This window comes from Deinococcus sp. YIM 77859, from assembly GCF_000745175.1.
Classification (GTDB): domain Bacteria; phylum Deinococcota; class Deinococci; order Deinococcales; family Deinococcaceae; genus Deinococcus.
Genome location: NZ_JQNI01000002.1, coordinates 1,262,749 through 1,279,090, shown reverse-complemented (window position 1 = coordinate 1,279,090; position 16,342 = coordinate 1,262,749). Strand labels below are relative to the sequence as shown.

The following is a 16,342-nucleotide window of genomic DNA, read 5'->3' as shown; positions in this document are numbered from 1 at the left end:
CACGGCCGGGGAAGGCAGAAATGCCCCGGCTTTGTGTACACTGTACACCTTTTGGGGCTGCTCGGGGCGGACGGTTGTCCCCCAGCGGGACCTACCGAAATCCTTTACCGATCGCCGCAAAGGTGTTGCTCGCTCTACCGCCCGCCTCTTGAGGAACAGTCAAATACCTCCATGCTCGGCAAGTTCTTCAAGAAGCCGGAGGATGACCTGGGGGGGCGGATTCCTCCGGGGCAGACCCTCACCACCCGCTTTCCGGTCCTCACCTACGGTCCCTCACAGCACTACGCGCCCCAGGACGTGCGGGTACGCATCTTTGGGCTGGCCGAGGAGAAGACCTTCACCTGGGACGACCTCTTGGCCCTGCCGCAGACGACGTTGACCTATGACATCCACTGCGTCACCCACTGGAGCAAGCTCGACACGACCTGGACCGGTGTGCGCGTCGTGGACCTGATGGCACACGTGCGGCTCGACCCGGCGGCCCGCTACGTGATGCAGCACAGCGTGGGGGGCTACACCACCAACCTCCCACTCGAGGACTTCCTGCGGCCCGAGAATCTGCTGGCCCACACCTTTGACGGCGAACCGCTGGCCCCCGAGCACGGCGGCCCGCTGCGGCTGGTCGTGCCGCACCTCTACTTCTGGAAGAGCGCCAAGTGGCTCAGCGGGCTGGAATTCATGGCCGAGGACCGGCCTGGCTTCTGGGAGCGCAACGGGTACCACATGCGGGGCGACCCCTTCAAGGAGGAGCGCTACGACGATGACTGAGGGGGAGGGGTACCTCGTCCCGGACGTGCTGCAACCCGGTCTGACGCTGGTGCTTGTCGGCACGGCGCCCAGCCGCATCAGTGCGCGGGCACGGGCGTACTACGCCAACCCCGAAAACAAATTCTGGCGGGTGCTGTTTGAAACGGGCCTCACTCCCCGCCTGCTCGCCCCGCACGAGTACGCGACCCTGCCGAGGTACGGGATCGGCCTCACCGACGTCGCCAAACGGCACAGCGGCGTAGACGCCGCCCTGCCCCAGGAGGCTTGGGCTCCCCACGAGCTGCGCGCCAAACTTCGGCACTACCGTCCGGCCATCGTCGCCTTTACCAGCAAGCGCGGCGCGGCGGAGACGCTGGGCCTTCCCACCGGGAAGCTGCCCTACGGCCCGCAACTGCTGCCACTGGAGGGCTGCGAGCTCTGGGTGTTGCCCTCCACCAGCCCGCTCGGTCACAACCACTTTCAGCTTGGGCCATGGCAGGCGCTCGCGGAACGGGTGGCGCGGCTTCGGAACGCGGCCTCGGGTGGGAACGCCTTTCATCCTGAACGCGTACCCTGAGCTATGGCTCCTCATGTCACGACCGTTTTCACCGCTGCGCGTCTGGGCTCGCGTGTGGTGCGGTCCCTGACCCGGCCGGTCCGGCACCGTCTGGCACCCTGGCCACGTGATCCCTGGGCGACCCCTCCGCGTCCCGCGCTGCTGCCCGACCTCGGCCGCCGCACGCGCGCTTTGACCTGGCTGGTGGTGCAGGGGGTGGTGGGCTTGTTCGTGGTGCTGCCCCTGCTGTTTTTCTTTGGCCTACTGCTGGCCCTGGGCTGGGACCCGGCGGGCTGGCTGCTGGGGTTGACCCTGTTCCTGGCGTTGTTGGGCCTGCTGCGCGCGGTGATCCGCGGCGCTCGGCTGCTCTCGCCCCAGCCGCTGCCGGACCCCGCGGCGCGGTCCGGCGTTTCCAGCCTCGCCACCGTGGCCGACGACGAAACGCGCCTGCTCACGCTGTTGCGCTCGGGTGAACGCGCCCTGCCTGCTGCGGGCCGCGCCGCGCTCCACGCCACCGTGATCGCCACCCGTGACGCGCTGCGTGCCACCGCCGAGGATGCTGCGCTGGGGCGCGACGCCTTCGATGCCCAGCAGGCTGCCCGCGAGGACCTGCCCGAGCTGCTGCGCACCTACCGCGCCGCCCCCCACACGCCCGAGACCGAGCGCCTGTTGCTCGGGCAGTTGACCCTGATTGAGCGCCGCATGAAGGAGATCACCCGGGAGCGCCAAGAACGGCAGCTCCGCGCCCTGGAGGCCCAGCACCGGTATCTGGAAAGCAAGTACGGCGAGCGTGGGGAAACGCCGCCCCGCCGTTGAGGAGCCCTGTCTACCGGCACAAGAACCCCCGCACCACGCGGGGGCTTGTGCTGATTGGGCGAGCGCCTAGCGCAGGCGCGCCTGGAGCCACCCACTCAACTCGCTGATCTTCACCCGCTCCTGCCCTAGGGTGTCGCGGTCGCGGACGGTCACGGTGTCCGTGAGGCTCGGGTCCTCGCCCTTGCCCACAGTGTCGAAGTCCACGGTCACGCAGTAGGGGGTGCCCACCTCGTCGTGGCGGCGGTAGGCTTTGCCGATGTTGCCGCTGTCCTCGTACAGCACGCGGCCCAGCCCGAGTTTCTGAAGGTCGGCCTTGATCGCTCTCGCCACGCTCGTGAGCTCCTCGCGGTTGCGGGCGAGTGGAATCACCGCCACCTTGATGGGCGCCAGATGCGGCTTGAGCTTGAGCACAATGCGCTCGGAGCCGTTCTCCAGCGTCTCCTTGGTGTAGGCTTCCGCCAATACCGCGAGCATCGCGCGGTCCACACCGGCAGACGGCTCGATCACAAAGGGCACGACCGGCTTGTTCGTCTCGGGGTGGGGAATCGTCAGCTTGGCCACCGAGTCGAGGTTTTCCTCTACGCGCGCCTGGATGCCCAGTTCTGCTTGCGCCTTCGTGTGGCTTCCTAGGTCAAAGTCGGTGCGGTTGGCGATGCCCTCAATCTCTTCGTAACCCAGCGTGGGGTAGTTGTACATCAGGTCATACGTGCGCTTGGAGTAGTGCGCGAGATCCTCTTTGGGCACGTCGAGCACCTGAATCTTCTCGCGCGGAATGCCCTGCGCCTCCCACCAGGTGAGGCGGGCTTCCAACCAGTGCTGGTGCCAGGCCTCGTCGGTGCCGGGCGCGCAGAAGAATTCGATCTCCATCTGTTCAAGCTCGCGCACGCGGAAGATGAAGTTGCGCGGCGTGATCTCGTTGCGAAACGCCTTGCCGATCTGCGCGATGCCAAAAGGGAGGCGGCGCGAGGTCGAGTCCACCACGTTCTTGAAGTTGGTGAAGATGCCCTGCGCGGTCTCGGGCCGCAGGTAGCCGTAGGCGTCCTCGTCGGCAACCGGGCCGATGCTCGTCTTGAACATCATGTTAAAGGGACGCGGCTCGGTCCAGTCGCCCACCTCGCCGCTGAAGGGGTCACGCACGCCCGCCGCCACCAACACCTCGCTGGCCCTGGTGGGGTTGGCCACCAGCGCCGCGACAACCGCCGCGAAGTTTTCGACGCTCTCGCCCATGCCGTCCGCCACCTTCGCCACCACGTCCGGCTTCTGGTCCTTGATCAGATGGTCGAGGCGATACCGCTTCTTCGTCTTGCGGTTGTCCACCATGGGATCACTGAAGGTGGCCTCGTGGCCGGAGTGGCGCAGCACCAGACGGTGCATGATGATGGCGGCGTCGAGGCCCTCCATGTCGTCGCGCTCGTACACGTTTGTGCGCCACCAGGCCGCCTTGATGTTGTTTTTCAGCTCTACGCCGAGGGGCCCGTAGTCCCAGAAGCCCTGCAGGCCGCCGTAGATCTCTGATCCCTGAAAAATAAAGCCGCGACGCTTGCACAAAGAAACGAGTTCTTCCATGGTTTGTGCGGGCATGTCTTCTCCTTTCCCGCCGCCGGAAAAGAAAAACGCCCCGGCGACGGCTCGCCTGGGGACGCAGAAGCTGACATCTACGCGGTTCCACCCCAGTTCCCAGGGGGCGTTGCGCCCACCTCGGCACTTTTCAGGTTATGTCGCTCCCCGCCGCCCTTCACGGCCCGCCACCCGCCTGACTCGCACCATCACAGGCTCGCTCGGGGCCCGAGACGAGTCGGGCCGTTGGGCACGTGTGCCGCTACTCCTGCGGATCAACGCTGCCAGAAGTGTGGCGCAGAAGGGGAGCGGGGGTCAAGCGGCCTCAGTTCAATTCGCCCCGCCCCTGGCCCCGGCTCTTCTCGTCGGCGCGGCGGCGCAGCTCGGCAGCGAGATCACTGAAGTCCTGGGCGCTGGGCAGCACTCGCCGGGCTTGGCCCTTGGCCTCCTGAATCACCCGTACCTGCTGGCGCTGTTCGAAGGGAAGGCCCGCGCGTTTGCGCTCGAAGTGGTTCTGCGCGAGGCGGCCGAGCGCAAAGGTCCAGCCGTACACCGCCGGTGCCGTGATCAGGCCGCCGATCAGGGGCAGAGCCAGCTTGGCCACGCCGCGCATCACCTGCCGGGCCAGCAGGCCGTAGGCGACCGTTGCGCCGAGTTCCTGCGCGATCTCTCGGGCGCGCTCGGCCGTGAGCTCAAACCCGTAGATCTTGCCGATGTGCAAGACCATCTTGGCCTGTACGGGGGTAATCAGCAGGATATCCGCAAAGGGAATGGGTTCTACCGCGATCGCGCCCGAGAGCAGCGCCGCGCTTTTGATCACCTCCTCGGCGTTCTCCTCGGGGGAGAGGTTGGGGTCTACATCCAGGTTGAAGTTGTCCAGCACCTGCCTGACGAGAGGGGGCAACATAGCGCGAGTGTACCGCTCTCTGGTGAGGCAGGTGGCCCGCCAGCACAAAGGACGCGCCTGGGGGGCTGGCGCGTCCGGGGGGGAAGGATGAGGGTTAAAGTCACCGCTCGAAAGACAGGATAAGCCGCCGCTATCACAGCTTTCTGACACGCGCCTCAGCGCCGCCAGCGCGGCCCTTCCCGGGTATCCTCGACGGTCACGCCGACCTGGGCCAGGGTATCGCGCAGGGCGTCGGCCTGGGCGTACTGCTTGTTGAGGCGGTAGTGCTGCCGCGCCTGAAGCACAAGGTCCATCAGGGCGCTCACCAGTGGCGTGTCATCCTGCCGTTCTGCCGCGCTTTTTGCAAAAAGCCCCAGGACGTCTCCCCCCAGCGTACGGTAGGCGTCGCGGGCCGCTGTCAGGGCCTCACGGCCCACCTCCCCCGCGTTGAGGGCCGCGTTGACGTCCGTGGTGAGGCCAAAGAGGGCCGCGACCGCGCGGGGCGTGTTAAAGTCGTCGCGCAGGGCGTTTTCGAACTCCGCCACGTGGGTGGCGATCTTGGCACGTAGGGCCGGGTCGTCGCGCTCGGGGGCGGCAGGCAGACGGCGCTCGACCTCGTGCAGCGCCTCGGTAAGGCGGCGGTACCCGCTGCGGGCGCTCTCAAAAGCCGCGTCACTGAACTCGGTGACCGAGCGGTAATGGCTGCTGACAAGCAGGAAGCGGACCACCATGGGGTCATGCTGAGCGAAGAGCTCTTTCAGGGTCGTGAAGTTGCCCTTGCTTTTGCTCATCTTCTCGCCGTTGACGGTCACCATGTTGTTATGGAGCCAGTAGCGGGCGAAGGGGTGCCCCGCTGCCTCTGCCTGCGCGATCTCCGCCTCGTGGTGTGGAAACTGAAGGTCCAGGCCGCCGCCGTGGATGTCAAAGCCTTCTCCCAGGTACTTCAGGCTCATCGCGCTGCACTCGATGTGCCACCCGGGAAAGCCCACGCTCCAGGGAGAGTCCCAGCGCATCAGGTGGCCGGGCTCGGCCTTTTTCCACAGGGCGAAGTCGCGGGGGTCGCGTTTTTCCTCGCGCACCGCCTCGCGGGTGCCTTCCTCCTGGTCGTCCAGCCGGCGGCCCGAGAGCTTGCCGTATTCCGGCCAGGACCGCACGTCGAAGTACACGCTGCCATTGGACTCGTAGGCGTGGCCCCGCGCGATCAGCTCTTCAATCAGGGCGATCTGCTCGGGGATGTGCCCGGTCGCGCGGGGGTTGATCGAGGGCTTCAGCACATTCAGGGCGTCCATGTCGCTCACAAAGGACCAGAAGTACTTGTCGGCCACCTCCATCGGTTCGAGCTGCTCCAGTCGGGCCCGGGCCTGAAGCTTGTCTTCGCCCTCGTCCGCGTCGTTCTGGAGGTGGCCCACATCGGTCACGTTGGTCACGTACCGCACCTGGTAGCCGAAATGCAGCAGTGTGCGGCGGATAACGTCAAAGGCGACTTCTTTTTTCGCGTGGCCCAGGTGCGCGTCGCTGTACACCGTCGGCCCGCAGAGGTACATGCCCACACGGCCGGGCACGCTGGGCACAAAGCGGACCTTTTGGCGCTGCATCGTGTCGTACAGGTAGATCTCGGGATCAGGTTGGCGAGTGGATGAAGGGGGTAGGGTCATGGAGCCTCCTGGGGAAACAAAAAGAGCCGCCGCGCCACAACAAGGAGGGCGCGGCGGCAGGGCGTGGGCGCTGCTTACCGCGAGGGAAGGCAACACCGGGTCATGCCGCCACTCTAGCAAAGCTGGGGAGAGAACATAAGGCGCCTTCAACGCGTTCCCGCTCGGCGCTCCGTATGATGACCGGGTGATCTCGCCCCCGAAAGCTCCCAATGCCTTTCAGTACGTGTGGCGCAGCCCCTGGGTGCGCGTGGCTGTGTTCCTGCTGCTGTTCTACACGCTGTACCGGCTGCTGGGCCACCTCAGGACCGTGGTGGTGGTGTTTGCGGTAGCGTACCTGATCGCCTACCTCGCCAACCCGATGCTGAGCTGGCTGGAACGTGGACGGGTCAAGCGCGGTCTGGGTGTCTTTTTCGTGCTGCTGCTGTTCCTGGGGATCTTCGGGCTGGCGGCCGCGTTGGTCGTGACGGTCTCGACCCAGCTCATCGCCTTGATCACGGGCCTGCCTGCCCAGATCGGCCGACTGAACGATCTGCTCGACAGCGTCTTTGGCTGGCTCGGCACGCACGGGGTTCCCGGCACCGAGAACGTGCGGGTGCGGCTGACCGAAGCCCTTCAGAACTCCTTACAGGACCTGGGACAAAACCTCGTCCCCCTGTTGCAAAACCTGCTGAGCTCGACCGGCACGATCCTGAGTAGCCTGGTCTCCCTCGGTGGAATCCTCGGTCAGGTGGTGCTGATCCTGCTGCTGAGTATCTACCTGATGCTCGACTACAGCCGGGTGAATGCGGCGCTGCTTCACGCCTTTCCCCGGCCCTGGCAGCCGCGCGTGCTCGAACTGACCGGGCTGGTTGAAACGTCGGTCGGCGGCTACGTGCGGGGTCAACTCTTGATCGCCGCGTTCATCGGGGTGTTTGTGTGGTTGGGGCTGACCCTGATCGGCGTGCCCAGCGCGGCAGCCATCGGTTTTCTGGCGGGCGCCTTTAATATCGTCCCGTATCTGGGCCCCATCATCGGCGCGACGCCCGCCCTGCTGCTGGCCCTGCCCTTCGGCTGGGTCAAGATGCTGCTTGTTGTCGTGGTTTTTGTGGCCGCCAACCAGATCGAGGGCAACTTCTTAAGCCCCTACATCCTCAGCAAGACGACCGATCTGCACCCGGTCACGGTGCTGCTCGCCATTCTGGTCGGCGCGTCCCTGCTGGGTTTTGTGGGCGCGCTGCTCGCCGTGCCCGCGGTGGCGCTGGGCAAGCTGCTGCTGGAAAAGTATTACTACCCCAGTCGGGTGTACACCGACGGCCCTTGACCCCGGCCCAGCCTCTAGAGTGGCTCGCCCAGCAGCTCCACCTGCCGTCCGTCGGGGTCGAGGACAAAGGCCATCTCCCGGCCGCCGGGGCTGGCCTGAAGATCACGGGTGATCACGGTGCCCGAGGCACGCAACTGGGGCAGGAGGGCGCGAAGGTCGGAGACGTGCAGGGCGACGTGCTCTGCCCAGTGGGCGTGTGCTGCGGGCGTCTCGCCGGGAAGTTCAAAGAACTGAAGGCGGCCTTCGCCCAGCCGGACCACGCCCCTGTACAATCCCTCCGGGGTCCTCTGTTCCTTTTCCACCACGCCGCCCAGCCGGGTGTAGAAGGCGAGGACAGCTCGCAGGTCGCTCGTCAGAAAGGACACATGTTTCAGCATGAGGGAGAGGGTAGCGTCAAGGCTCTTCCTCGAGCGTCTTGACTTCTGCCTGACCGTCCGGTCGGGGTGCATTGTCCCTCGGGAGGGGTGGAATAGTAGGCAGTATGGAATACCGCAAACTCCTCGGTACGGACCTGACCCTCAGCGCGGTCGGCTTCGGTGTCTGGACGGTGGGCACGACCTGGTGGGGCGTGAAGGATGAGGCCATGGCCCTGCGCCTGCTGCGCCGCGCCTTTGACCTGGGCATCACCTTCTTCGACAATGCGGATACCTACGCCTCGGGCCGGGCGGAGGAACTCCAGCGCCGCGCTCTGGGAGACGTGCGTGACCGGATCGTGATCGGCTCCAAGTTCGGCTACGACATCTACAACCACCCCGAACGGCCGGGCCAGCAGGAGCGCCCGCACGACTGGACGCCCGAGTACCTCCGCAAGGCGCTGGAAGGGTCTCTGAGGCGCCTGGGGACCGATTACATCGACTACTACCAGCTGCATAACCCCCGTCTCGACGCCATTCGCAAGGACGATCTGTGGGCTGAGCTGGAAAACCTCAGGCAGGAAGGGCTGATCCGCGCCTACGGCACCGCCCTTGGCCCGGCCCTCAACGAGCGGCAGATCGAGGAGGGCCTCGAGAGCCTGCGCCTGCGCCGCGCGCCCACCCAGATCATCTACAACCTGCTGGAGCAGGTGCTGGGCGAGCAGATCCTTCCTGTCGCGGAGGCGGAGGGCGTAGGCGTCATGGCGCGTGTGCCGCACGCGTCTGGGCTGCTGGAGGGCTACATGACCCTCGACACCCAGTTCGAACCGGGCGACCACCGCAACTGGCGCATGACCACCAATGCTCGCCGCAAAGCCTGGATGGAGGACGGCCTCAAGAAGGTCGAGCAGCTGCAGCGCGAGGTTGTGACGGGCCGCGGCCGCACGATCGGCCAGCTCGCCATTCAGTTCGCGCTGCGTTCCCCCGCGATGGCGAGTGTGCTCCCCAACATCTACGACGAGAAGGGGCTGGAGGAATACGTGCGGACCTTTGACGCCGCGCCTCTGACGGACGCGGAATACGGCGCCATTCAGGACCTCTACCGCGCCAACTTCGGCCTGGAGACCGACCTGCGCGGTCAGGCGGTGGCAGGATGAGCGGCCAGCCGCCAGCGGAGACGCCGCCCAGCTCCCGAGGGCGTCCCAAGATGATGGTGGACCTCGATCCCAGCGGTCAGGTCACACAAAAGGAGCCCGACCGCGCCCAGCGGCAGTTTTTGAACTATGCCTTCTACAAGCTCGACCCCGCCTTTCGGCGGCTTCCGCAGGGCGAACGGGAGGAGGTCAAGGCCGAGTTTCTCGCAGCGGCAGAAGGTTGGGTCGCGGACGCTCCCGCCGAAAAGGGCATCATCCAGCGCAGCTACTCGCTGGTGGGCGTGCGGGGGGACGTGGACTTCATGCTGTGGCGCATCGCCTTTGACGTGCGCGACTTTCAGGAGGCGCAGGCCCGGCTCAACCGCACCCGCTTGATGGGGTACCTCACCCAGCCCTACAACTTCATCTCCATGCAGAAGCGCAGCCAGTACGTCAACCGCATCGAGGGGAGCGGGCACGGGCTGGAAATCCTGCCGGGGCAGGGCAAGTTTCTCTTCATCTACCCCTTCGTGAAAACGCGGGCGTGGTATGACCTCACCCCGCACTCGCGCCAGGGCATGATGGACGAGCATATCTACGCGTCCGGTCCCTTCAAGGGCGTTCGGATCAACACCTCGTACTCCTACGGCATCGACGATCAGGAGTTCGTGGTGTCTTTCGACTCCGACTACCCGCAGGAGTTCGTGGACCTCGTTCACCGCCTGCGCTACACCGAGGCGAGCAACTACACGCTGCGGGACACGCCGATGTTCACCTGCGTGAAAAAGGAACTCACCGGCGTGCTGGACGACTTGGGTTGAGGTCGTATGGCGACGGAACTCAAAGGAACGGTCCCCTACGAGGAGACGCTGGCCCGTCTGGACATTCGCCTTGGCCGGGTGGTGGAGGTCGTGCCGGAGCCCAGTGCGCCGCGCCCGGCCTACCGCCTGACGGTGGATTTCGGGCGGTACGGCCGGCGGGTGAGCGTGGGGCGCTTTACCCAGCATCCGCCCGAAGAGTTGCTGGGGCGGCAGGTGGTGGGCGTCTTGAATTTCGAGCCGCGGCGGGTGGGGGACGTGCTGAGCGAGGTGCTGATTCTCGGTGTGCAACTGCCGGGCGCGGCCAGCGGCGAGGCGACGTTCCTGACGCCCGCGCGGGAGGCGAAGCTCGGCAGCAAGGTGTTCTAAGATCGTCAGCCCTACTCCTCCAGGGTCGCCAGTCCGTGGCGCAGCGCGTACAGCGCCGCCTGGGTGCGGCTTTCTAGCCCCAGCTTGCTCAGGAGGCGGCTCACGTGCGTCTTCACGGTCGCCTCGGTGACGTTCTGGTCGGCGGCGATGTCGCGGTTGGAGTAGCCCCGCGCGATCAGTTGCAGGACGATCACCTCCTTGGGCGTCAGGCTCTCGCGCATGTCTGGTGTGCGGAAGTCGCGCACCAGGCGGCGGGCGGCTTCCGGGTGCAGCCGCACTTCTCCCCGCGCGGCGGCGTGGATGGCCTCGGCAAGGGTGTCGGACGAAGCGTCCTTGAGCATGTAGCCCATCGCCCCGGCGTCGATCGCGCCGTTCACCTTGTGTTCCTCCAGGGTGCTCGTCAGGGCGATGACCTCGGTGTCGGGCAAGGTGCGGCGAATGGCGCGGGTGGCCTGGATGCCGTCCATCACGGGCATCATCAGGTCCATCACGACCACGTCGGGGCGCAGGCGCCCGGCCTGGGCGAGGGCTTCCTCGCCGTTGGCGGCCTCACCGACAACCTCGATCAGGGGATCCAGGCTCAAGAAAAGGCGCAGGCCCTGCCGAACGACGGCATGGTCGTCCACCAGCAGGACGCGGACAGGGTGCAGGGGAAGGGGGTCCGTCATGGTGCTCCTTCGGGCGTGGGCGGCTCGCGCCGCGTCAAGGTGAGGGCGGGCGCGTCCACGAAGAGGTCAAGGTCAGGGTCATTCAGCGCTTCGCGGCTGGTGGCGGCCGCATTGCCCTGCTGCACGAGACCGGAGGGCAGGCGGAGGGCGGTGCGGTCCGTAAAGCGCACCCGCGCCCGCACACCGGGGGGCAGGCGGAGGGCGACCTTGCCCCCCTCCGAACGCAGGTCGAGGGTACCGGCGGCGCCTGCGGGCAGGGCCAGCGTGAGGTCACCGCTGCCGCTCGTCACACTCTGATGGTCGGCGCGGGGCAGGGTGCCGGTCACGTCGCCACTGCGGGTGCCGATGTTGAGCGCTTCGGCGCGGGCGCGCCCCAGGTCGAGGGTCACGTCGCCGCTCTCGGTATTGACGCGCAGGGACGGAGCACGCCAGCTGCCAGAAGCGCGCAGCTTCACGTCGCCGCTCAGCGTGACAAAGGTGAGGGGGCCGCTTTGCCGCTCGGGCAGGGTTGCGACGACGTCCCCAAACCCGCTTCGGACGTTTAAGGCACGGATCCGCAGCGCGTGCAGGTCGAGCCGCGTGTCGCCGCTCTGCGTGTCGGTCGTGAGGGTGACCGGCACTCCCCGCGTGAGCTCAAGGTTGAGCCGGTGCTGAAGGGACGGCGGTCCCAGGCGCACCTTTCCTTCCTCCAGAGGCCGGACGTTGAGGCGCAGCTCCACGTTCAGGCTGTCACCCTCGCGGGCCGTTCGAACTTCTAAGGGATTGCGTTTCCGGTGCAGCGCCGCGCCCTTCAGCGCCTCGCGCCCCGGCCAGGGAAGCCCCGCGACGGCGAGGTCCGTGCGGTCACCCTCCAGCCGTACGCTCAGGGCTGCCGCGCCCTCTCGCGAAAGGGCGAGGGGAGTCTGTACCGCGTCGAGGCCGGGCGTAGGGCTCACGCGCAGTCCTGACCAGGCCAGCCCGGTCCCCACGGCCACCACCCCCAGCCCCAGGGCGATGCGGGCCAGGACCGGCGCGAGCGCCTGGGGCGGCGTGCGTTCGGCCGTGATCATGCCCGCACCTCTGCGGCTGCGGCGGGCAGGGTCAGCGTGACGGTGGTTCCCCCGCCTGGCCTGCTCTGCACGGTGAGGGTGCCCCCCGCATCCTGGGCCCGCTCGCGCATGGACCGCTGCCCCAGCGTGCCGCTCGGCCGGGCACGCGGGTCGAAGCCTTGACCGTCGTCACGAATCGTCACGGTCACCCGGCCATCCTCCTCCGTCACACTCAGCCATACCTGGGAGGCGCGGGCGTGCTTGACCACGTTGTGAAGGGCCTCCTGTGCCACCCGGTAGGCAGCGGCCTGCCCCGACGGGGAGAGGGCGGGCTCGCGGTGGAGGTCGGCGTGAACCGTGAGGCCGTGCCGGGCTTCCAGGGCATGTGCATTCTGCGCCAGGGCCGCGACCAAGCCGCCTTCCTCGAGCGCGTCGGGCCGCAGGCTAAAGAGCAGGGCCTTCATCTCGCTGACGCCGCCCTCGGCCAGCCGAATGGTGTAGTCCAGGCTGGCGCGCGTTTTTTCAGGGTCGCGGCCCAGAGCGGCGCGGGCGGTTTTGGCGCCCAGGGTGATGCCGTAGAGCGCCTGCGCGACACTGTCATGCAGTTCGCGGGCCAGCCGCGCCCGCTCCTGCTCGCCGGCGCGCTCGCCCGCCCGGCGAATGAGCTCGGCGGCGTGGAGGGCCGTGCCCGCATGGTCGGCGATGGAGAGCAGAAAGGCGAGCTCCTCAGCGGGCGGGTGACGGCCCGGCGCGTACAGGGCCCGCAGTGTTCCGCCGTCTGCCCCGCCTGCCACCACGGGGAGTGTCACCAACGTGCCGCCCCCCGCCACGTACCGCACGTCCGCGCCGCCCGCCGGGGGGGACCCCGTGGGTCCGCAGAGGGCGGGGTGTTCCGGGCCGCTGCGGGCCCGCAGGGTCCCGTCGGGGGTGGTCAGGGCCACGGCGAGCGCCGTGCTCGCGGTTTGTGCCTGTCCGGCCAGGTCCGCGAGGGTCGCCCCTAGGTCGTCTCCCAGCGCGACTCGCCCCGCCGCGCGGCGCAGCGCCACGACCTCGCGCCGCGCGCTGCCCTCGTCCGCTCCGCCCGCCAGCAGCGCGTAGGCCAGCCAGGCCCACACCCGCCCCAGCAGATTCAAGACGCCCGCCGTGACCAGCAAGCCCCCCAGTCCTGCCAGCATCAGCCCCAGCTGGCCAAGGGTGGTCAGCGCCACCCGCCCGCCCTGCCAGGTCACGGGAAGTGTGTTCGCCCACCACGGGGCGGCGAGAGCCGCGAGGCACGCGGCCAGCAGCCCGCCCAGGACCAGCCAGCACACCACGGCGAGCGGAAACTGCACCAGGTGGAACATCAGCGCGCGGTACGTTGCCCCGTCCGCCAGGGTCGCCCGCAGCCACGGCAGCACGCCCGCGTAGGCGGGAGGGGGGAAGCGGGGCGCAAAGCGTACGCCCAGCAGGCCCGCCACGTACCGCTGGACTTCCGCCAGCGCGGGCACCAGCCACAGGGTTCCCAGCAGCAGCAGTGCCCCCACGAGCAGCGGCAGCGTCAGCACGCCCGCGAGCGCTCCGCCCACCAGCAGGCCGAACACGAGCGCGCCCAGCGGCAGCGCCAGCCCCACGTACAGCGCCGTGCGGTACGTGCGCGCCGCCAGCAGGTCGGCCAGCGGCCCTTCCCGGCGTCCCTGTTCCGGCGGCGAGGTGCTCATCACGTTCATCATGCCCGCAGGGTAGGGCCTGCGGGAAAGCGGGGCGTCCGCCCAAAGGGGGAAGGTGGAAAGGCCCTAGATGGGGTAGTAGGTGCGGGCCTCACCGTGCAGAAAGTCGCGCGTGGGCACCCAGATCAGCGGATTCCTTTCCTCGCACTCGGGGGGCGGGCCGTAGCGGATCAGGGCCTCCACCTGGGCAAAGGGCACCCACTTCACGCCGACGACCTCGGGATCGGTCGGGTCGAGGTCACCGTGAAAGTGGGCGGTAAAGCGCGCGAAGTTGGCGTAGCACTCGTTGCGGGTGCCCGTCAGCATCTCGCCCTCCAGCAGGCTCACGAATTGCAGGTCGGTCACGGTGAGGCCCGTCTCGACCTTGACCTGACGCACGGCCGCGTCAGCCAGGCTCTCACCGGCGTTGGCCTTGCCGCCCGGCAGGCCGTAAAAGATGCTGCCGTCATCCATGCGCTCCTCGACAAGCAACAGTTCCTCGCCCCGGACGAGGTAGACATGCGCGGCGCGCTTGATGGGCAGGGTGCGCGACAGATGACTCATGTGAGGGGCAGTCTAGCGGCCAGGCGACAGGAATGGGTGTGGACCGCACCGCAGGTCAGCCCTGGCCTGCGCCCTGAAGCGCCCTGAGCACGTCCTCCGGCAGGCGCGCCGGGCGATAACTCCGGTCGGTGGCGATGTGGCGCGTCTCACCGGTGGCGAGCAGGTCTCCCCCTTCTGGGAGGCCGCGCCAGACCTCGTAGCGGAAGGTCAGGGTGCGTGAGCGAACGCTCGCCACACGCGTGACCAGGGTGAGGAGGTCGTCATAGCGGGCGGCGCGGCGGTACTCCACGTTCAGGCCGGAGAGCATCAGGTAGTAGCCCCGCGCCTCGACCTCCGCGTAGGGGAGACCCAGGTCACGCATCAGGTCGCTGCGGCCCACCTCGAACCACACCGGGTAGGTGGCGTGGTGAACCACGCCCATCGCGTCCGTCTCGGCGTAGCGCACCCGCAGCGTGCTGCGGCTTTCGAGGCCCGCCGTCACAGCATGCCCCGCTCATTCGCCGCGCGAAATTCTAGGGTCGGTGTGCGCCGGAGCCGCATGTGCGCGGCGACCTCCCGTTGCAGGTGCCCCCGCGCGTGCGTCAGGGCGTCAAGGAGGGCGGGCATGTCCGCGTCCATCGCGCTCACGTACACGCGCGCGAGCCCGTAGTCAGGCGTGACGGTCACGCGCTCCACCGTCACAATCAGGGGGACCCGCGGGTCCCGCAGGTCCGCGATGGCCCCCGCGAGCACGCGCGAGAGCTGCGCTTCCACCTGGGCGGGCTTCATGCGGCGCTCCGGGCCTGGGAAAAAAAAGCTGCCATGGAGGCATGGTAAGGCAGATGCGTGGGTGACCCGGCTGCCCTAGCGCGCGTACCGCCGCCCCTTGTACCCCGTGAACACCCCGATGCCGTACGCGACGCTACGAACACTGTCGAGCACGGCCCGGCCCTTCCAGGCGATCCCGGCGCTGCTGCCGCCGTCCAGCAGCAGGGCCTCTTGCAGGCCCAGCCTGGCCATCACCTTGCCCATTTCTGTGGTCGTGAGTTTGGCATGGGTGGTCACAAAGACCAGGTCACGGTTGCTTTTCAGGCCGACGGCGCTGCGTGCGGCCCGGCCAAAGACGGCGGGGTCACGAAAGGCGCTCGCGTACTGCCGCACCACCGCTCCCCCCCGCAGGATACGCGGCCCGGTGGCGATGACGGTTTCCATGCCGCGCCAGGTGGCGTTCAGCGGACGGCCCAGCAGCGGCGTGGTGCTCACCGTGATGGTCGCGCGGTTATCCGGCGTGATCGCCAAGGCTGCGGGGATGCGGCCCCAGGCGAGCAGGCGGCCCTGTACCACCAGGTCGCCCGCAGGCGCGTAGGAGCGTGGATGAAAGTAGCTGCCGTTGATCACGGCTTGGGCACCGCTCTGCTGCGCGAGGCGGCTGACGCGCGCGCCTACGCCCAGCCCGGCGCGGGGCAGCACCGGGGTCACCAACACGTCGCGGTGGCGCAGGTCTACCCGCACGACCTGAACGGGGATATTCAGCGGCTTGAGGCGCTGGACGGTGAGGGGAGCAGCGACGGGTGGCGGCGGAATGGGCACCGGAACCCGCCGGGGCACCAGCAGGCGCTGACCGACGTACAGGCGCCGTTCCCGGCGACCGAGGCCATTGAGCCGAGCGAGCTGGTCGGGCGTCGTGCGGTACCGGCGGGCCAGGGTGTCCAGCGTCTCGCGCGGCCCTACGCGCACGTACCCGTGGATGATCCGCACCTCGGTGGTGGGCCGGGCTGCCGCCTTCGCCGTTCCCGTTCCGCGGGGCGGAACCCGCAGGCGCTGGCCAGGCCGAATCAGGCTGCCCGTGATCCCGTTCGCGGCACGCAGCGCGGCCAGGCTCACCCCGGCGCGCGCCGCGATCTTGCCCAGCGTGTCGCCGGACCGCACGGTGTACACGCTCCCCTTGGGCGGGGTGGGCGCGCCGCCCCTCACGCGCAGCGTCTGGCCGGGCCGGATCAGGTGGCCCTTTAGGCCGTTAAGCGCCCTGAGCTCTTCGACGCTGGTGCCGCTGCGCCGCGCGATGCTATAGAGCGTATCTCCCTTCTTCACAGTGACCGTGCCGCTTGCCGCGAGCGCGGAGGAGCTGGCCAGCAGGGGAAAAAGGAGCAGCGTGAGCAGGGCGGCGCGGCGAACCATCGCTGCCCAGGGGAGCATAGGAGCCCGTCACACAGATGAAGCGAAGCTGA

18 protein-coding genes are annotated in these 16,342 nt (G+C 68.0%); 7 read left to right on the top strand and 11 right to left on the bottom strand.

Translation table 11 applies throughout. The features are described from left to right. Positions 1–171: 171 nt before the first annotated feature. The 3 genes from EI73_RS06360 to EI73_RS16230 are packed head-to-tail and all read left to right on the top strand — an operon-like array spanning position 172 to position 2,119. The gene (locus EI73_RS06360) at positions 172–768 is read left to right on the top strand and encodes a sulfite oxidase-like oxidoreductase (RefSeq protein ID WP_034385228.1); all 597 of its coding nucleotides are present in this window, start codon (positions 172–174) and stop codon (positions 766–768) included. After that, positions 761–1,324, top strand: coding sequence for a mismatch-specific DNA-glycosylase (locus tag EI73_RS06355; protein WP_034385226.1), 564 nt, complete (start codon positions 761–763; stop codon positions 1,322–1,324). The genes EI73_RS06360 and EI73_RS06355 overlap by 8 nt, the downstream gene beginning before the upstream one ends. A gap of 3 nt (positions 1,325–1,327) precedes the next feature. After that, positions 1,328–2,119, top strand: a complete 792-nt coding sequence (locus EI73_RS16230) for a hypothetical protein (protein WP_034385225.1) — start codon at positions 1,328–1,330, stop codon at positions 2,117–2,119. A 66-nt stretch (positions 2,120–2,185) separates the two neighbouring features. Here EI73_RS16230 and EI73_RS06345 read toward each other — a convergent pair whose 3' ends face one another. From EI73_RS06345 to cysS, 3 genes are all read right to left on the bottom strand, one after another. Next, complete coding sequence (locus EI73_RS06345; protein ID WP_034385223.1) at positions 2,186–3,700, bottom strand: glycine--tRNA ligase; 1,515 nt, start codon at positions 3,698–3,700, stop codon at positions 2,186–2,188. 301 nt (positions 3,701–4,001) lie between these two features. Next, positions 4,002–4,583 (bottom strand): YcjF family protein, encoded by a 582-nt coding sequence (locus EI73_RS06340; RefSeq protein WP_034385221.1) that lies wholly within the window; start codon positions 4,581–4,583, stop codon positions 4,002–4,004. A 155-nt stretch (positions 4,584–4,738) separates the two neighbouring features. Further along, a complete protein-coding gene (cysS, locus tag EI73_RS06335) occupies positions 4,739–6,217 on the bottom strand; it encodes a cysteine--tRNA ligase (protein WP_034385219.1) in 1,479 nt (492 codons plus the stop codon). 184 nt (positions 6,218–6,401) lie between these two features. Here cysS and EI73_RS06330 point away from each other — a divergent pair, with 184 nt between their 5' ends. After that, positions 6,402–7,517: an AI-2E family transporter gene (locus EI73_RS06330; RefSeq protein ID WP_034385217.1), complete on the top strand. Its 1,116-nt coding sequence runs from the start codon at positions 6,402–6,404 to the stop codon at positions 7,515–7,517. Positions 7,518–7,531: 14 nt separating this feature from the next. Here EI73_RS06330 and EI73_RS06325 read toward each other — a convergent pair whose 3' ends face one another. Further along, positions 7,532–7,894: a VOC family protein gene (locus EI73_RS06325; RefSeq protein WP_034385215.1), complete on the bottom strand. Its 363-nt coding sequence runs from the start codon at positions 7,892–7,894 to the stop codon at positions 7,532–7,534. Positions 7,895–7,998: 104 nt separating this feature from the next. Between EI73_RS06325 and EI73_RS06320 the strand changes: the two genes are divergently transcribed. The 3 genes from EI73_RS06320 to EI73_RS06310 are packed head-to-tail and all read left to right on the top strand — an operon-like array spanning position 7,999 to position 10,190. Beyond that, positions 7,999–9,027 carry an aldo/keto reductase gene (locus EI73_RS06320; RefSeq protein WP_034385213.1) on the top strand — a complete coding sequence of 343 codons (1,029 nt, stop codon included), beginning with the start codon at positions 7,999–8,001 and terminating at the stop codon, positions 9,025–9,027. Positions 9,028–9,077: 50 nt separating this feature from the next. Next, the gene (locus EI73_RS06315; protein ID WP_034385211.1) at positions 9,078–9,824 is read left to right on the top strand and encodes a chlorite dismutase family protein; all 747 of its coding nucleotides are present in this window, start codon (positions 9,078–9,080) and stop codon (positions 9,822–9,824) included. 6 nt (positions 9,825–9,830) lie between these two features. Beyond that, positions 9,831–10,190, top strand: coding sequence for a tRNA-binding protein (locus EI73_RS06310; protein ID WP_034385209.1), 360 nt, complete (start codon positions 9,831–9,833; stop codon positions 10,188–10,190). Between the two features lie 11 nt (positions 10,191–10,201). Here the strand turns inward: EI73_RS06310 and EI73_RS06305 are convergent, their stop codons facing one another. From EI73_RS06305 to EI73_RS06275, 7 genes are all read right to left on the bottom strand, one after another. Then, complete coding sequence (locus tag EI73_RS06305) at positions 10,202–10,858, bottom strand: response regulator transcription factor (RefSeq protein ID WP_034385207.1); 657 nt, start codon at positions 10,856–10,858, stop codon at positions 10,202–10,204. Then, positions 10,855–11,907, bottom strand: a complete 1,053-nt coding sequence (locus EI73_RS06300) for a DUF4097 family beta strand repeat-containing protein (RefSeq protein WP_034385205.1) — start codon at positions 11,905–11,907, stop codon at positions 10,855–10,857. Before EI73_RS06300 ends, EI73_RS06305 begins: the two co-directional genes overlap by 4 nt. Beyond that, positions 11,904–13,595, bottom strand: a complete 1,692-nt coding sequence (locus tag EI73_RS06295) for a sensor histidine kinase (protein WP_034385203.1) — start codon at positions 13,593–13,595, stop codon at positions 11,904–11,906. Before EI73_RS06295 ends, EI73_RS06300 begins: the two co-directional genes overlap by 4 nt. A gap of 63 nt (positions 13,596–13,658) precedes the next feature. Then, entirely contained in the window at positions 13,659–14,135 is a 477-nt protein-coding gene (locus tag EI73_RS06290) for an NUDIX hydrolase (RefSeq protein ID WP_034385200.1), read from the bottom strand. Between the two features lie 55 nt (positions 14,136–14,190). Then, the gene (locus tag EI73_RS06285) at positions 14,191–14,616 is read right to left on the bottom strand and encodes a thioesterase family protein (RefSeq protein ID WP_034385198.1); all 426 of its coding nucleotides are present in this window, start codon (positions 14,614–14,616) and stop codon (positions 14,191–14,193) included. Continuing rightward, a complete protein-coding gene (locus tag EI73_RS06280; protein ID WP_034385196.1) occupies positions 14,613–14,903 on the bottom strand; it encodes a ribosome-binding factor A in 291 nt (96 codons plus the stop codon). Before EI73_RS06280 ends, EI73_RS06285 begins: the two co-directional genes overlap by 4 nt. Positions 14,904–14,978: 75 nt before the next feature. Continuing rightward, positions 14,979–16,310, bottom strand: coding sequence for a LysM peptidoglycan-binding domain-containing protein (locus EI73_RS06275; RefSeq protein ID WP_231557298.1), 1,332 nt, complete (start codon positions 16,308–16,310; stop codon positions 14,979–14,981). Positions 16,311–16,342 lie beyond the last annotated feature (32 nt).

Bases quoted from the DNA above. Each gene is read 5' to 3' on its own strand.
- EI73_RS06360 (WP_034385228.1), top strand. From the start codon at position 172: ATGCTCGGCAAGTTCTTCAAGAAGCCGGAGGATGACCTGGGGGGGCGG.
- EI73_RS06355 (WP_034385226.1), top strand. From the start codon at position 761: ATGACTGAGGGGGAGGGGTACCTCGTCCCGGACGTGCTGCAACCCGGT.
- EI73_RS16230 (WP_034385225.1), top strand. From the start codon at position 1,328: ATGGCTCCTCATGTCACGACCGTTTTCACCGCTGCGCGTCTGGGCTCG.
- EI73_RS06345 (WP_034385223.1), bottom strand. From the start codon at position 3,700: ATGCCCGCACAAACCATGGAAGAACTCGTTTCTTTGTGCAAGCGTCGC.
- EI73_RS06340 (WP_034385221.1), bottom strand. From the start codon at position 4,583: ATGTTGCCCCCTCTCGTCAGGCAGGTGCTGGACAACTTCAACCTGGAT.
- cysS (WP_034385219.1), bottom strand. From the start codon at position 6,217: ATGACCCTACCCCCTTCATCCACTCGCCAACCTGATCCCGAGATCTAC.
- EI73_RS06325 (WP_034385215.1), bottom strand. From the start codon at position 7,894: ATGCTGAAACATGTGTCCTTTCTGACGAGCGACCTGCGAGCTGTCCTC.
- EI73_RS06320 (WP_034385213.1), top strand. From the start codon at position 7,999: ATGGAATACCGCAAACTCCTCGGTACGGACCTGACCCTCAGCGCGGTC.
- EI73_RS06315 (WP_034385211.1), top strand. From the start codon at position 9,078: ATGATGGTGGACCTCGATCCCAGCGGTCAGGTCACACAAAAGGAGCCC.
- EI73_RS06310 (WP_034385209.1), top strand. From the start codon at position 9,831: ATGGCGACGGAACTCAAAGGAACGGTCCCCTACGAGGAGACGCTGGCC.
- EI73_RS06305 (WP_034385207.1), bottom strand. From the start codon at position 10,858: ATGACGGACCCCCTTCCCCTGCACCCTGTCCGCGTCCTGCTGGTGGAC.
- EI73_RS06300 (WP_034385205.1), bottom strand. From the start codon at position 11,907: ATGATCACGGCCGAACGCACGCCGCCCCAGGCGCTCGCGCCGGTCCTG.
- EI73_RS06295 (WP_034385203.1), bottom strand. From the start codon at position 13,595: ATGATGAACGTGATGAGCACCTCGCCGCCGGAACAGGGACGCCGGGAA.
- EI73_RS06290 (WP_034385200.1), bottom strand. From the start codon at position 14,135: ATGAGTCATCTGTCGCGCACCCTGCCCATCAAGCGCGCCGCGCATGTC.
- EI73_RS06280 (WP_034385196.1), bottom strand. From the start codon at position 14,903: ATGAAGCCCGCCCAGGTGGAAGCGCAGCTCTCGCGCGTGCTCGCGGGG.
- EI73_RS06275 (WP_231557298.1), bottom strand. From the start codon at position 16,310: ATGCTCCCCTGGGCAGCGATGGTTCGCCGCGCCGCCCTGCTCACGCTG.